General features: G+C 70.5%; 16 protein-coding genes. 15 read left to right on the top strand and 1 reads right to left on the bottom strand.

Features of this window, described 5'->3' with window-relative positions:
• Positions 1-13 precede the first annotated feature (13 nt).
• The 15 genes from QE377_RS01510 to der all read left to right on the top strand — a co-directional run bounded on the left by QE377_RS01510 (position 14) and on the right by der (position 14,473).
• A complete protein-coding gene (locus QE377_RS01510) occupies positions 14-1,723 on the top strand; it encodes a CTP synthase (RefSeq protein WP_307319010.1) in 1,710 nt (569 codons plus the stop codon).
• A gap of 13 nt (positions 1,724-1,736) precedes the next feature.
• Complete coding sequence (locus tag QE377_RS01505) at positions 1,737-2,306, top strand: NUDIX hydrolase (protein ID WP_307319007.1); 570 nt, start codon at positions 1,737-1,739, stop codon at positions 2,304-2,306.
• A gap of 1 nt (position 2,307) precedes the next feature.
• On the top strand, positions 2,308-3,231 hold the full coding sequence (xerD, locus tag QE377_RS01500; RefSeq protein ID WP_307319004.1) for a site-specific tyrosine recombinase XerD: 924 nt from the start codon (positions 2,308-2,310) through the stop codon (positions 3,229-3,231).
• Positions 3,232-3,319: 88 nt separating this feature from the next.
• Positions 3,320-4,534 (top strand): aminotransferase class V-fold PLP-dependent enzyme, encoded by a 1,215-nt coding sequence (locus QE377_RS01495; RefSeq protein ID WP_307319001.1) that lies wholly within the window; start codon positions 3,320-3,322, stop codon positions 4,532-4,534.
• Positions 4,535-5,614 carry a hypothetical protein gene (locus tag QE377_RS01490; protein ID WP_307318999.1) on the top strand — a complete coding sequence of 360 codons (1,080 nt, stop codon included), beginning with the start codon at positions 4,535-4,537 and terminating at the stop codon, positions 5,612-5,614.
• 197 nt (positions 5,615-5,811) lie between these two features.
• A complete protein-coding gene (locus tag QE377_RS01485; protein ID WP_307318996.1) occupies positions 5,812-6,276 on the top strand; it encodes a vitamin K epoxide reductase family protein in 465 nt (154 codons plus the stop codon).
• Between the two features lie 188 nt (positions 6,277-6,464).
• A complete protein-coding gene (locus QE377_RS01480; RefSeq protein WP_307318993.1) occupies positions 6,465-7,871 on the top strand; it encodes a M20/M25/M40 family metallo-hydrolase in 1,407 nt (468 codons plus the stop codon).
• The gene (locus QE377_RS01475) at positions 7,868-8,005 is read left to right on the top strand and encodes a hypothetical protein (RefSeq protein ID WP_307318989.1); all 138 of its coding nucleotides are present in this window, start codon (positions 7,868-7,870) and stop codon (positions 8,003-8,005) included. Before QE377_RS01480 ends, QE377_RS01475 begins: the two co-directional genes overlap by 4 nt.
• 109 nt (positions 8,006-8,114) lie before the next feature.
• Positions 8,115-8,987, top strand: coding sequence for a ParA family protein (locus QE377_RS01470; protein WP_373459504.1), 873 nt, complete (start codon positions 8,115-8,117; stop codon positions 8,985-8,987).
• Entirely contained in the window at positions 8,971-9,786 is an 816-nt protein-coding gene (locus QE377_RS01465) for a ScpA family protein (protein WP_307318984.1), read from the top strand. Before QE377_RS01470 ends, QE377_RS01465 begins: the two co-directional genes overlap by 17 nt.
• Positions 9,776-10,384, top strand: coding sequence for an SMC-Scp complex subunit ScpB (scpB, locus tag QE377_RS01460; RefSeq protein ID WP_307318981.1), 609 nt, complete (start codon positions 9,776-9,778; stop codon positions 10,382-10,384). Before QE377_RS01465 ends, scpB begins: the two co-directional genes overlap by 11 nt.
• On the top strand, positions 10,381-11,154 hold the full coding sequence (locus QE377_RS01455) for a pseudouridine synthase (RefSeq protein ID WP_307318979.1): 774 nt from the start codon (positions 10,381-10,383) through the stop codon (positions 11,152-11,154). The genes scpB and QE377_RS01455 overlap by 4 nt, the downstream gene beginning before the upstream one ends.
• Positions 11,151-12,278 carry a prephenate dehydrogenase gene (locus QE377_RS01450; RefSeq protein ID WP_307318976.1) on the top strand — a complete coding sequence of 376 codons (1,128 nt, stop codon included), beginning with the start codon at positions 11,151-11,153 and terminating at the stop codon, positions 12,276-12,278. The genes QE377_RS01455 and QE377_RS01450 overlap by 4 nt, the downstream gene beginning before the upstream one ends.
• Entirely contained in the window at positions 12,271-12,960 is a 690-nt protein-coding gene (cmk, locus tag QE377_RS01445) for a (d)CMP kinase (protein ID WP_307318973.1), read from the top strand. The genes QE377_RS01450 and cmk overlap by 8 nt, the downstream gene beginning before the upstream one ends.
• The gene (gene der / locus QE377_RS01440) at positions 12,950-14,473 is read left to right on the top strand and encodes a ribosome biogenesis GTPase Der (protein ID WP_274287822.1); all 1,524 of its coding nucleotides are present in this window, start codon (positions 12,950-12,952) and stop codon (positions 14,471-14,473) included. The genes cmk and der overlap by 11 nt, the downstream gene beginning before the upstream one ends.
• A 2-nt stretch (positions 14,474-14,475) precedes the next feature.
• On the opposite strand, the gene QE377_RS01435 is transcribed toward der, so the two are convergent.
• Positions 14,476-15,210 carry an anaerobic ribonucleoside-triphosphate reductase activating protein gene (locus QE377_RS01435; RefSeq protein WP_307318970.1) on the bottom strand — a complete coding sequence of 245 codons (735 nt, stop codon included), beginning with the start codon at positions 15,208-15,210 and terminating at the stop codon, positions 14,476-14,478.
• Position 15,211: the final 1 nt, after the last annotated feature.

Below are 15,211 nucleotides of genomic sequence, written 5' to 3'. Positions count from 1 at the left end.
AGGATAGAAGCCCGTGACGAACTCTTCCGGCTCAGGCCTCTCCCACGGTACGAACAACGACGACACCACCAAGCACATCTTCGTGACGGGCGGTGTCGTCTCCTCATTGGGTAAGGGGCTGACCGCGGCCAGCCTGGGCAATCTGCTCACCGCTCGGGGCCTGCGCGTCGTCATGCAGAAGCTCGACCCGTACCTGAACGTCGACCCGGGAACGATGAATCCGTTCCAGCACGGCGAGGTCTTCGTCACCGACGACGGAGCCGAGACCGACCTCGACATCGGGCACTACGAGCGCTTCCTCGACATCGAGCTGAGCCAGGCCGCCAACGTCACGACCGGTCAGATCTACTCCCAGGTGATCGCCCGCGAGCGCCGCGGCGAGTACCTGGGCGACACCGTGCAGGTGATCCCGCACATCACCGACGAGATCAAGCGACGGATGCGGCTGCAGGCCAGCGAGTCGCCCAAGCCCGACGTGATCATCACCGAGGTGGGCGGCACGGTCGGCGACATCGAGTCCCAGCCGTTCCTCGAGGCGGCGCGTCAGCTGCGTCACGAGCTCGGCCGCGACACGGTGTTCTTCGTGCATGTCTCCCTCGTGCCCTTCATGGGCGCGTCGGGGGAGCAGAAGACCAAGCCCACGCAGCACTCCGTCGCCGCTCTCCGCTCGATCGGCATCCAGCCCGACGCCCTGGTGCTGCGCAGCGACCGTCCCGTCACCGACGCCAACAAGCGCAAGATCGCGCTCATGTGCGACGTCGACGTCGAGGGCGTCATCAACACCGTCGATCTGCCGAGCATCTACGACATCCCCTCCACCCTCAACGAGCAGGGCCTGGACGCGTACATCGCCCGCCGGCTCGGGCTCAGCGAGAAGGCGGCGGAGGTCGACTGGTCGCGCTGGCAGCAGGTTCTCAACGCCGTGCACAACCCCAAGCACGACGTCACGATCGGACTGGTCGGCAAGTACATCGACCTTCCCGACGCCTACCTGTCGGTGACGGAGGCGCTGAAGGCCGGCGGCTTCGCCCACGAGACCCACGTGAACATCCGGTGGATCCCCTCCGACACCTGCGAGACGCCCGAGGGCGCCGCGGCCGCGCTCGCGGACGTCGACGGCATCGTCGTGCCCGGCGGATTCGGCATCCGCGGCATCGAGGGCAAGCTCGGTGCTCTGCGCTTCGCGCGTGAGCAGGGCATCCCGACGCTCGGCATCTGCCTGGGCCTGCAGTGCATGGTCATCGAGTACGCCCGGACGATGGCGGGCCTGGAGGGCGCGTCCTCGAGCGAATTCGACCCCGACACCGTCCACCCGGTCGTCGCCACGATGGCCGAGCAGGTCGACATCCTCGACCACGGCGACCTGGGCGGCACGATGCGTCTCGGGCTGTACCCGGCCGACCTCGCCGAGGGCTCGATCGCGGCGGAGGTCTACGGGGCGAACCGCGCCTCCGAGCGGCACCGCCACCGCTACGAGGTCAACAACGCGTACCGGGAGCAGCTCGCAGAAGCGGGGCTCGTCTTCTCCGGCCTGAACCCCGACCTCGGTCTGGTCGAGTACGTCGAGCTGCCGCGTGACGTGCACCCGTACTACATCGCGACACAGGCACACCCCGAGCTGCGCTCGCGGCCGACCGCGCCGCATCCGCTGTTCCGCGGACTCGTCGGCGCAGCGCTGGACCGTCACCGCGCGAGCGAGCTGTTCGACGTCGAGAACGCGTGAGCGGGGCGCGGCCGTGATCGAGGACGAGCGGTTCGACGGCGAGGTCGTCGACACGAGCGTGGTCTTCCACGGCCGCGTCTGGGACGTGCGCTCGGATGTGGTGCGCTACGGCGACGGCGAGATCGTCCGCGACTATGTCGACCACACCGGGGCGGCCGCCGTCGTGGCCATCGACGACGAAGGGCGAGTCCTGCTCATCCAGCAGTACCGGCATCCGATCCGTCGCCGCGACTGGGAGATCCCGGCCGGGCTGCTCGATGTGGCGGGGGAGACGCCCGCCGAGACCGCTCGCCGGGAGCTCGCGGAGGAGGTGGATCTCGCTGCGGGCAGCCTCGAGCCTCTCGTGAGCCTGTTCACGAGCCCCGGCGGCAGCGACGAGATCGTCCACGTCTTCCTCGCGCGCGATCTCGTCCAGCTCAGCGCCCACGAGCGCACCGACGAAGAGGCGGACATCGTCGCGCAGTGGGTGCCGCTGCCCGAGGTCGTCGGAGCGATCCTCGCGGGCAGCCTCCGCAACGGGATCCTGATCTCGGGTGTGCTGGCCGCGGCCGAACGGCTCCGCCGGGACGACCTGGCCCGCTGAGATGCGCATCGGCCGCGCGGTCGAGGTGTACCTGCGTCATGTGACGATCGAACGCGGACTGGCCTCCCACACCGTCGACGCGTACCGCCGCGACCTGGCGACCTACGTGGCGTGGCTCGCGGAGCGCGGCGTCGACGGCGTCGACGAGGTGGATGCGGCGATGGTCGCCGCGTTCGCCGCGGAGAGGGCGGCGGCCGAACCGCGGCCCGCGGCATCCAGCCTCGCCCGACTGCAGTCCTCGGTCCGCGGGTTGCACCGGTTCCTCGTGCGCGAGGGGATCCGCGAGGACGATCCGGCGCAGGATCTCCGACCGCCCAAACTCGCGCAGCGGCTCCCCAAGGCGCTGACCATCGATCAGGTCGAGCGGCTCCTCGACGCGGCGGGTCCCGCGCCCGGGCGGGCCGATCAGGCCACTCCCGTCGAGCTCCGCGACCGGGCGCTCGTCGAGCTGCTGTACGCGACCGGCGCCCGCGTCTCGGAGGTCGTGCAGCTGGACGTCGACGATCTCGCGCACGGCGAGGTCCTTCGGGTGCGGGGAAAGGGATCGAAGGAGCGGATCGTGCCGGTCGGCTCCTACGCCCGCGCCGCGGTCGACGCCTACCTCACGCGTGCCCGCCCCGAACTCGCGCGCCGCGGCCGGGGCACGCCGCGCCTCTTCCTGGGGGTGCGGGGAGCGGCGCTGTCGCGGCAGAGCGCGTGGGCCGTTCTGCAGCAGGCGGCGGAAGCCGCGGGGCTCGAGGCGCACGTCTCGCCGCACACGCTGCGCCACTCGTTCGCGACGCACCTGCTGCAGGGAGGCGCCGACGTGCGCGTGGTGCAGGAGCTGCTCGGCCACTCCTCGGTGGCGACGACCCAGATCTACACGCACGTGAGTGTCGACGTCCTTCGTGACGTCTATGCGGCGGCTCATCCGCGGGCCCGCTGAGTCGGACACCCTCTCGATTCCCGCCTCACGGGCATAGTCACGGCTCCGCCGGACGCGGCGCGACGTGCGCCCGCGGATCATCGGAGGGGTGAGGAGACTGCGCCGCACCCCGGCGGGGGAGGATGCCGCGGATCGTCCCGGCTTCGCCTACCTGCCCGCCGACACCGTGTATCTGGATGCGGCCTGCCAGTCGATGCGGCCCGCGCCCGTGATCGAGGTGTTCGACCAGTACTTCCGCACCCGCAACGCGTGCGGCGGCCGCGCCTCGTACGAGAGCGCGCGCCAGGTGGATGCGGGCGTCGCCGACACGCGCGCCGCGGTGCTGCGCACGCTCGGGCTCACCTCCCGCACGCATGCGGTCTCGTTCACGTTGAACACCACGTACGGGCTGAACCTCCTGCTGGCGCAGATGCCCGCCGGCCGATTCCGCAGAGTCGTGACGACGGTCACCGAGCACAACGCGGTCTTTCTCAGCACCATCGCCGTCTCCCGCGCTCGCGGGATCGATCGCGTCGTGCTGGAGCGCGATGCCCTCGGCGCCCTGATGTACCGCGACGCCGACCTCACCGACGCCCTCGTGGTCGTCTCGGCGCAGAACAACGTGGACGGCGCCGTGACCGCCGATCTGCCGGGGCTCGTGGCCGACGCCCACCGTCTCGGCGGGACGGTCATCGTCGACGCCGCGCAGGCGATGGCCCACGCGCCCGAGGTCCTGCGCTCTCTCGCGGCCGACGCGATCTGCTTCTCGGCCCACAAGGCGTACGGGCCATCCCTGGGGGTCGTCGTCGCGACGCGGGAGCTTCTGATGTCTCTCGAGGTCGGGTTCGTCGGCGGCGGTCAGGTGGCGGAGGTCTCCGCGGACGACTTCGTGCTGCTCGACGAGCCGCACACCCGCCTCGAACCGGGTCTGCAGGCGTGGGGCGAGATCCTCGCCTTCGGCGCGGCGCTGCGGTGGCGCGAGGCGTACCCGCGCACCGTGGGGGAGTCCGTCGAGCAGCGTGAGCGACGCCTCACGCGTGCGCTTCGCGAGGGGTTGGCCGAGATACCGCACCTGACCGTCTTCGGTGATGCCGACGGCGCGCTCGTGCCGTTTCGCGCCCATCGCGTCGACAGCAACCGACTCGCGGTCTTCCTCTCGAAGGCGGGGATCTCCGCGCGCAGCGGATACTTCTGCGCGCACTACTGGCTGCGCGAACGCGAACGGGTCGAGCCGCTGCTGCGCTTCAGCGTCGGCGCGCACAACACCGAGCGGGACGTCGAGCGCTGCCTCGACGTGCTCGGCCGGATGCTGAGGGGTCTCTGAATGCTGTGCATCGCCGCGTTCCTCGTGCTGCTCGTCCTGGCGGCGGTCTCCGCCAAGTACCGGCGCCTGCTCGGCACGGCATGGCGATGCGTCACCCGACGCGTGACGTTCCGCCCCTGCGACACGTCGTTCCGCGAGGATGTGAAGAACAGCATGCTCGCGCCGCTCGCGGTCCGGGCGCCGAGACTCGTGAAGCCGGCGAGCATCGCGATCGAGGTGACCGCCTGGATCATGGTGCTCTCGCTCGTCGTGAGCCTCTACATCGTCGGCAAGAGCGGGCTCAACCTCTTCGTCTACGGCACGTGCAACCCGCAGGACACACAGGCCTGCAGCCTCTCCGCGGGCGCGTGCAGCATCGACGCCGGTGCGGACGACTTCGGCTCCGCGCTGGCCAAGGGGGATGTCGTCGGCGCGTTCGCGGCGGAGTTCCGCTCGCTCGGCAAGACCTTCGACGCGCTGCCGAGCCGGCTGAAGGACTGGGACGCGCGCGAGTACCTCCCCGAGGCGGCGAGCTACGCCGGCGGATACCGCGATGAGCTCCCGGTGGCGGTCGAAGTCATCGACCCGGGCTGCCGCTTCTGCGCCGAGCTCTTCCGCAACATCGAGAGCGCGGGCTTCGCCGACCGACAGAACCTCGCCTACATCCCGTATCCGATCGGCCCGGATGCCGCCCCGAAGTTCACGAACTCGCCGCTGATCACCGACTACCTCACCGCCATCCGCCTCACGGAGCAGGCCGATGTCCCCGCGCAGGGAGCAACGGACTGGCGGATCCTCGAGCACATCTTCACCGGGGAACGCGCCGACGGCGTCGCCTGGCAGATCTGGTTCAACGAGCAGGCCTCGACGGAGCAGGCCGAGACCCAGCTGCAGGAGTGGCTCGCTGAGGCGGGCTACGACGACGCCGACATCCAGGAGATCGCGCGGCTCGCCGCATCCGATCGGGTGCACGACATCGTCGCGGACGGCAAGCGGATCGTCGAGGAGGAGATCCGCACGGCGACCGTTCCCACGCTCATCGCGAACGGCGCCCTGCACCCCGGCGTCGTATCTGTCGACCAGCTCCAGGGGATGCGGTGAGCCGGACGTATTAGTCACGGCCGCCGCGCCCCGTGAGCCGGACTCCTCGCGCGCACACTGAGCGCATGAGCGTTCCCACCGCGCCCCCTGCACGCGCGCTCGCCGTGTTCTGGATCGTCGCCGGCGTGCTCGGCTGGGCGGTCTCGTTCCTGCTGTACCTGGAGTAAATCGGGCAGCTGCGGGGCGTCGACCCGCTCGTGTCATGCCAATTGAGCGTGATCGTGACGTGCGGGCCCAACCTGCTCTCGCCCGGCGGCAACCTCCTCGGCTTCAGCAACTCCCTCCTCGGCGTCGTGCTGTTCCTCGGGCCGATCTACGCCGGCGTGACGGCGCTGGCCGGTGCGAACGGCCTCAGGAGCTGGTACTGGCGCACCTACCTGGCCTTCATCGCCGCCGCCTTCGTGTTCGTGCACTTCCTGGCCTACCGGAGCGTCTTCGAGTACGGCTCGCTCTGCCCTTGGTGCATGGTCGTGTGGCTCGTCACCATCCCGCTGTTCTGGGTCACGCTCGGCTGGAGTGCGCGTGCGGGGCTGTGGGGCAGCCGGATGCGGCCGGTCGGTCGGTGGCTCGCGAGCTGGGCGCCGCTGGTCGCCATCCTCGACGTCGCGCTGATCGCCGTCATCGCCCAGCTCAGGCTGGACGTCCTGGGCTCGCTGTTCTGAGCCGACTCCGCGGGTGCTGTGTGCGCCTCCCGCGTCGCGTTACGAACCTGTGAATTGTCTAAGCGATCTTCGCCGAATCCGACTAGCGTCGGGCGCACCGGGGAAACGCGAGAGGACATCAGGTGAGGACATCACAGCCACGAGCCACCCGTATCGGAATCGGAATAGGCATCGGCGCGGCTCTGGCGGTGACCGCCGGCATCGCGCCGGCCGCTGCCGTCGACCCCGCCGATCTGGAGGAGCGGGTGACGGTGGACGCCGTCGTCGGCCACCTGCAGCAGCTGCAGGGCATCGCCGACGCGAACGGGGGCAACCGGGCGGCGGGCACCAGCGGCTATGAGGCCAGCGCGGCTTACATCGAGCAGGCGCTGACGGCCGCCGGGTACACGCCCGAGCGCCAGTACTTCGACGCGGACCTGCAGACGATCGACGCCTACACGTTGACCATCGACGGGTACAGCCCCGCCGACCCCTTCGGCATCCCGATGGAGTTCACGCCGGGCACGCCCGCGGGCGGGCTCACAGACCTGCCGTTGATCGCCCCGACCGTGCCGCTGGGATGCACCGCGGACGACTGGGCGGGCACCGATGCCGCAGGCGCCATCGCTCTCGTCTCGCGCGGCAGCTGTTCCTTCGCGGAGAAGTCGGCGGCGGCCGCTGCCGCCGGCGCGGAGGCCGTGATCATATACAACAACGAGGATGGCCCCCTCCAGGGCACCCTCGGCGCGCAGACGCCCGACCTCGCACCGACGGTCGGCATCCTGCAGAGCGAGGGTCAAGACCTCCTCGCCGCGCTCGCCGACGGACCGGTCCTGGCGGATCTCGATCTGCAGCAGCACGTCGACTCCGTCGAGACGTTCAACATCATCGCCGAGACGCCCACTGGTCGCGACGACAACGTCGTCATGCTCGGCGCGCACCTGGACTCCGTCGAGGACGGCCCCGGCATCAACGACAACGGCTCGGGCTCGGCGGCGATCCTGGAGGTCGCTCTCCAGCTGGCCGCATCCGGTGAGCTGGAGAACACGGTCCGCTTCGCCTGGTGGGGCGCGGAGGAGATCGGGCTCTTGGGATCGGCGCACTACGTGGAAGAACTGACCGAGGCCGATGCGGACGCGATCGCGACGTATCTCAACTTCGACATGGTCGCCTCTCCCAACTACGTGATCGCCGTGTACGACGCCGACCAGTCCACGTACGAAGCTCCGGTGGAGGTGCCTGAGGGCTCGATCGCGACGGAGGCGGCGTTCACGAGCTACTTCGATGCGATCGGCCAGCCCTGGATCGACACCGCCTTCGACGCCCGCAGCGATTACAACGCGTTCATCCTGGCGGGCATCCCCGCATCCGGGCTGTTCACCGGTGCCGACGACGTCAAGACGGCGGAGCAGGTCGCTCTGTTCGGCGGCACCGAGGGCATCATCATGGACCCGAACTATCACACGCCAGCCGATGACATGTCGAACATCAACACCGAGGCGCTCGGGATCATGCTCGGCGCGATGGCCAGCGTCACCGCGGCGCTGGCGAACGACACATCCGCCATCAACGGTGTCGCGCCCATCGTCGACCCGGTCGTTCGGCGCCCGAGGTGACCGAGGAGGGCGACCACCTGCTGGCCGCCTCCGGCTCGGAGATCTCCGGCGTATGGCTCGGCGGCGGCGTCCTGGCGCTCCTCGCGGGTGCCGTCGTGCTGGCCGCCGCCGCACGTCGCCGGCGCACCGTGTGAGCGCGGTTCGGGGAGGGGGCTCGGTGCGCCCTCCCCGAACCCGCCGCCTGCCGTCGCTAGAATCGATCGAACGACCAAGCAGAGCGGGAGTACGGTGGCGGAGCGCGCAGTGAAGCAGGCGGGTAGAGGCACGAAGGGCGATGTGCCCCTCGGCCCGACCGGTCGCCCCTATCAGGGGTTCGCGACACCGCCGGCGCTCGCTGCCCACGGCCCCGCGCGTATCATCGCCCTCTGCAACCAGAAGGGCGGGGTCGGCAAGACGACCACGACCATCAACCTAGCCGCATCCCTCGCGCACTACGGCCGCAAGGTGCTGGCGGTCGACTTCGATCCGCAGGGCGCGCTGTCCGCGGGCCTGGGCATCACCACGCACGATGTGCCCACGATCTACGACCTGCTGCTGGACACGAAGCGCGACCCGCGCGAGGTCATCGTGAAGACCTCCGTCGACGGTCTCGACGTGCTCCCGGCGAACATCGACCTCTCCGCCGCCGAGGTGCACCTGGTCAACGAGGTGGCGCGCGAGACGATCCTCGCGCGCGTGCTCCGCCACGTGGCGGGGGAGTACGACGTCATCCTCATCGACTGCCAACCCTCGCTGGGGCTGCTGACGGTCAACGCCCTCACGGCGAGTCACGGCGTGCTCATCCCGCTCGAGTGCGAGTTCTTCGCGCTGCGCGGGGTCGCCCTGCTGATCGAGACGATCGACAAGGTGCGCGACCGGCTGAATCCCTCGATCACCCTCGACGGGGTGCTCGCCACGATGTACGACCCGCGCACGCTCCATTCGCGCGAGGTGCTCGAACGCGTGGTCGAGGCGTTCGGCGACGACGTGCTGGAGACCGTGATCGGGCGCACCGTGAAGTTCCCCGACGCGTCGGTGTCGGGGATGCCCATCACCGAGTTCGCTCCCGAGCATGCCGCGGCGCAGGCCTACCTGCGTCTCGCGCGGGAGCTGGTCGCCCGTGGCGCCGTCGCCTGAGCCGCAGGACGCGGCCACCGACGGATTCCGGGTATCGCTGGGCGTCTTCGACGGCCCGTTCGACCTGCTGCTGACCCTCATCTCGCAGCACGAGCTCGACATCACGGATGTGGCGCTCAGCGTCGTGACCGACGAGTTCATCGCGTACCTCCGCCAGCTCGGGCCGGATGCGGAGCTCGACGAGGCATCCGAGTTCCTCGTCGTCGCCACCACCCTGCTCGACATGAAGGTGGCGGGGCTGCTCCCGCAGGGCGAGCTCGTGGATGCGGAGGCGGTGGCTCTGCTCGAAGCGCGCGACCTGCTGTTCGCCCGGCTGCTGCAGTACCGTGCCTTCAAGGAAGTGTCCGCCTGGTTCGCGCGCTCCCTGGAACGCGAAGAGAGGCGGCACGCGCGCAGCGTCCGCATCGACGAGCGGTACCGCCAGGCCGCGCCGGAGCTCGTCTGGACGCTCAGCACCGAGGACTTCGCCGCGCTCGCCATGCTGGCGATGGCGCCGAAGGAGATCCCGACAGTCGGGCTCGATCACCTGCATGCGCCGCTGGTCAGCATCCGCGAGCAGGCGGCGATCGTGGTGACGCTGCTGCGCCAGCGCGGCACGCTCACCTTCCGCGAACTGATCGCCGGAGTGGACGCCTCCGGCATCGTCGTCGCACGATTCCTCTCCATCCTCGAGCTGTACCGCCACGCGGCACTGTCGTTCGAGCAACTGGAGCCCCTCGGCGAGCTGACCCTGCGCTGGAGCGCGGAACGCTGGTCCGAGGAGAACCTCGCCACCCTGGGAGCCGACTATGACCGATGACATCCGCACCGAGGAATCGGAGACGACCGCCTGGCCGCAGGATGTGGGCTCGGTCGCGCGCCGGCTCGAGGCCGTGCTGCTGATCCTGGACGAGCCGCACAGCGTGGTCGCGCTCGCGGCCGCCGTCAGCGCGCCCGTCCCGGCGGTGCGCAAAGCGATCGCGGCGCTCGTCGCGGACTACGACGGCGAGGACGGCGGTCCGCGACGCGGCTTCGAGCTGCGCGAGGTGGGCGGCGGATGGCGCCTCTACGTGCGCGAGGAGTACGACCGCGTCATCACCGAGTTCCTCGGCACCCAGCAGCCGGCTCGCCTGTCGCAGGCGGCGCTGGAGACCCTCGCGGTCATCGCCTACAAGCAGCCCGTCACCCGTGGTCAGGTCGCGTCGATCCGCGCCGTCAACGTCGACTCGGTCGTGCGCACGCTCGTGGGTCGAGGCCTCATCACCGAGGTCGGACACGACGGGGAGACCGGCGCCATCCTGTACGGCACGACCGATGCACTGCTCGAGAAGCTCGGCATCAACGCGATCGACGAGCTTCCGCACATCTCACCGCTGCTCGATGACGGCAGCACCGGCTTCGAGGAGACCGCACGATGACCGACACCGAGGGCGTCCGCCTGCAGAAGGCGCTCGCGAACGCGGGCGTCGCCTCACGCCGCGTGGCGGAGCAGTACATCGTCGAAGGGCGGGTGCGCGTGAACGGCGCCGTCGTCACCGAGCTCGGCAGCCGGATCGATCCCGAGGTCGATCTCGTCGACGTGGACGGCGTCGCCGTCGAGTTCGACCAGTCGAAGCGATACGTGATGCTCAACAAGCCCACCGGTGTCGTCAGCTCGATGGGGGACGACCGCGGGCGCCGCGACCTCCGCGAGTTCACCCGCGACTTCGAGGAGCGCCTCTACAACGTCGGTCGCCTGGACGCCGACACGTCGGGCCTGCTCCTGCTGACGAACGACGGAGAGCTGGCCCACGTGCTCGCTCACCCCTCGTTCGGGGTCACGAAGGTCTACATCGCGAAGGTCGACGGCCGGGTGTCGGCGCAGACGATCTCAGCCCTCACGCGCGGTTTCGAGCTGGAGGACGGCTTCATCCGGGCGGACAAGGCCCGCCTTCTCGATGCCTCCGCCACGAGCAGCCTCGTGGAGCTCACGCTGCACTCCGGCCGCAACCGCATCGTGCGTCGCATGATGGCCTCGGTCGGCCATCCCGTTCTCGAACTCGTGCGCCGGCAGTTCGGGCCTCTCCACCTGGGAACACTCCCGGCGGGACGGATGCGGGAGTTGACTAAGATCGAGCGGGGTGCGCTTCTCACGCTCGCGCGCCGTGACCAGGTGTCCGACCCGCCCGGAGAGCAGGAGAACCAGTGAGCGAGTCGAACGGCACCAGCGCGCCCGCGCGGGTCGCCGCGCGCACCTCGGGTACCGTCCGCGTCGTCGGTGCGGGCCTGCTGGGCGCCAGCATCGGTCACGCCCTGCGTGCCCTGGACGTCGACGTCGTGCTCGACGACACCTCACCCGCCCAGCTCCGCCTCGCGATCGACTACGGCGCCGGACGCGCCGCGGCCCCCGACGACGCTCCCGGCCTCATCGTGGTGGCGGTGCCCCCCGACGTGATCGCCGACGTCGTCGAACGAGAGCTCGCCGCCTACCCGGGGGCGGTCGTGACGGACGTCGCGAGCGTCAAGGGACAGCCGCTGCGCGCGCTGCGCGCGCGCGGGGTGGACCTCACGCGGTACATCGGCTCGCATCCCATGGCGGGCCGCGAACGCGGCGGCGCCATCGCGGCACGCGCCGACCTGTTCATCGGCCGGCCGTGGGTGGTCTGCCGCGACGAGGAGACCACCGCCGCCGATCTGGCGCTCGTGGAGGGACTTGCGCTCGATCTGGGTGCGACGCCGATCGAGATGGCCCCCGAGGAGCACGACCGCTCGGTCGCCCTCGTCTCGCACGTGCCGCAGCTCGTGTCGAGCCTGCTCGCCGCGCGGCTCACGGCAGCGCCCGAGGACGCCCTGCGCCTGGCCGGGCAGGGCGTTCGCGACACGACCCGGCTCGCCGCGTCCGCACCCGAGCTCTGGGTGCAGATCCTCGGCGCCAACGCCGCTCCGGTCGTCGACGTGCTCGACGCCTTCGCCCAAGATCTCGCCGCCGTCGCCGACGCGCTGCGGGAGCCGGATGCGCCGGGCTCGCGTCGCGGTGTCGCCGACACGATCCTGCGCGGCAATCAGGGCGTCGAACGGCTGCCCGGCAAGCACGGTCAGAACCGTCGCTTCGAGACCATCGTCGTCATGGTGGACGACACTCCGGGCCAGCTCGGCCGTCTGTTCGGCGAGCTCGGCGAGCTCGGGGTGAACGTCGAGGACCTGCGCCTGGAGCATTCTCCCGGCGCCCAGTTCGGCCTGGCAGAGATCAGTGTCGTTCCCGCGATCGCCGCACCCGCCGTGGCGGGCCTCGAGGCGCGCGGGTGGAGGATTGCGAGCAGTGCCAATGAGTGATTCCGCCGTCACGATCGTCGCCGTCGACGGCCCCGCCGGCAGCGGCAAGTCCTCGGTCTCGAAGGAAGTCGCCCGACGCCTCGGCTACGGCTACCTCGACACGGGCGCGGTGTACCGCTCGCTCGCGTGGCACGCGCTCGACCGCTCCGTCGACACCTCCGACGCCACCGCGGTGCTCGAGGCGATGGGCGACTTCGACGGCAGCATCTCGCTGGATCCGGACGACTACTGGGTGCGGGTGGGCGACGCGGACGTCACCGAGGCGATTCGCGAGACGCGCGTGACCGAGGCGGTCAGCAGCGTCGCGCGGGTCCCCGTCGTGCGCCACACCGTGAACGCGCGTTTCCGTGCCCTGGTCGCCGAGTCCGGCCGGCCCGGTGTGGTCGTCGAGGGACGCGACATCACCACGGTCGTCGCTCCCGATGCGCCGGTGCGCATCCTGCTCACGGCGGCCCCAGAGGTGCGCGCCGCCCGGCGCAGCGCCGAGGTCAGCGGACAGGATGCGGCGTCGGTCGCCGATTCGCTGCGGCGCCGTGACGCATCAGATTCCACCGTCGTCGACTTCATGTCGGCGGCCGAAGGGGTCGAGGTCGTGGATTCCACGCACCTCGACTTCGATGAGACAGTGGCGGCCGTTCTCGCGGTCGCCGAGAAGATGCAGGAGGTGCGCGATGCGCGCTGAGGACGAGTACGAAGCCGGACCAGATCAGCTCGAGGAGACCCTCGCCGGGATCGACGACACACTCGCGGAGCAGCGTGCGATCGCGCTGCGGGCGTCGCTCGAGGACTACGACCTCGACGACGACGACGCCGAGGTGCTCGCGGGGCTCGTCGGCTCCGGGGACGGCATCGAGTACCTGCCGGCGCTGCCGGTGGTCGCGATCGTCGGTCGTCCGAACGTCGGCAAGTCCGCGCTCGTGAACCGCATCCTCGGACGCCGCGAAGCCGTCGTCGAGGACACCCCGGGTGTCACGCGCGACCGGGTGACGTACAAGGCGGAGTGGCTCGAGCGCCGCTTCTCGCTCGTCGACACCGGCGGCTGGGAACCCGACGCCAAGGGCATCGACCGCTCGGTCGCCGCGCAGGCCGAGGTGGCGATCGACCTCGCGGACGTGGTGCTGTTCGTGGTCGACGCGATGGTGGGCGCCACCTCGACCGACGAGCACGTCGTCAAGCTCCTGCGCCGCAGCGGCAAGCCCGTCATGCTCGTCGCCAACAAGATCGACGACGCGCGCCAGGAGCCCGAAGCGGCGGCGCTGTGGAACCTGGGCCTCGGCGAGCCGCATCCGGTCTCCGCCATTCACGGCCGCGGGGTCGCGGACCTGCTCGACGAGCTCGTGAAGGTGCTGCCGGACGTCTCAGCCGTCGCCAAGCACGAGATCGGCGGCCCGCGCCGCGTCGCGATCCTCGGGCGCCCCAACGTGGGCAAGTCGTCGCTGCTGAACAAGGCGGCCGGCGAGGAGCGCGTCGTCGTCAACGAGCTCGCCGGCACCACCCGCGACCCGGTCGACGAGATCGTCGACCTCGGCGGCAAGCTCTGGCGTCTGGTCGACACCGCCGGCATCCGCCGCCGCGTGCACCTGCAGCAGGGCGCGGACTTCTACGCGTCGCTGCGCACCTCGGCGGCGCTCGAGAAGGCCGAAGTCGCCGTCGTCGTGCTGGACGTGTCGGAGCCCCTGAGCGAGCAGGACGTGCGCATCATCGACATGGTGCTCGAGTCGGGCCGCGCGCTCGTGCTCGCCTTCAACAAGTGGGACCGCCTGAACGACGACGACATGGCGAACATCGACCGTCGCCGGTACCTCGAGCGCGAGATCGAGCAGGACCTCGCGCACGTCGCGTGGGCCCCGCGCGTCAACATCTCCGCGCGCACCGGTCGCCACCTCGAGAAGCTCGTCCCGGCGCTCGAGACGGCCCTCGAGTCGTGGGACCAGCGCATCTCGACGGGCAAGTTCAACGCCTTCCTCTCCGAGCTCGTCGCCGAGCACCCGCACCCCGTGCGCGGCGGCAAGCAGCCCCGCATCCTGTTCGGGACCCAGGCGGGTACGCGTCCGCCGACCTTCGTGCTGTTCACGACAGGCTTCCTGGACCCCGGCTACCGCCGGTTCATCCAGCGCCGCCTGCGTGAGCTGTACGGCTTCGAGGGCACGCCCATCGTCATCAACATGCGGGTGCGCGAGCGCCGCCAGCGCTGAGCTCAGCGCACCGCGAACCGCGCGAACCGCTCACCCGGCACCGTGTCGAGCGAGACCTCGTAGGAGGCCTCGCCGACACGGGGCAGGGGGATGCGGGTGCCTTCGCTGCGGAAGCGCTGCAGCGTCCAGCAGGTGACCCCGGCGTCGGCGAGTCGGTGTCCGAGCACGGCGAGCTCGGCCGCATCCGCCGCCTCCGGGTGAACCGTCGTGCGCACTTCGTAGTCGAGCGGGCGGTTCGTCTCCGCGCGCGCCGCCGACTCGGCCAGCACGACCGACAGCGAGCCCCAGGAGCGTTCGGCGCTGTTGGAGAAGCCGGTGACCTTCTCGTAGAGCCGCTTGCTCGTCTTGATGTCCAGGCCCACCCAGTCGACGTAGGGCAGGATGCGGGCGAGCGCCGCCGGATAGATCCCCGCCGTGTGCAGTCCGACCGCGAACCCGAGCTGACGCACCGCCGCGATCGCCGCCGGCAGCGCGGGCTGCATCGTGGGCTCGCCGCCCGAGAATACGACGCCGTCGAGCAGTCCCCGCCGCTTCTTCAGGAACGCCCGCAGCGTCTGCCAGCTCATCGCCGCGGGCGCGCGGGGAGCGCGCAGCGCAGGGTTGTGGCAGTAGAAGCAGTCCCAGGGGCACCCCTGCAGGAAGACGGTCGCGACGAGCCTGTCGGGCCAGTCGACCGTGGACAGACGCGTGAGACCGGCGATGCGCAGGGTGGCGGGATCGATCGCGGCGGGGATCACC

The sequence above is a fragment of the Microbacterium sp. SORGH_AS_0862 genome (assembly GCF_030818795.1).
GTDB lineage: Bacteria > Actinomycetota > Actinomycetes > Actinomycetales > Microbacteriaceae > Microbacterium.
This window is presented reverse-complemented; position numbering and strand designations above follow the sequence as displayed.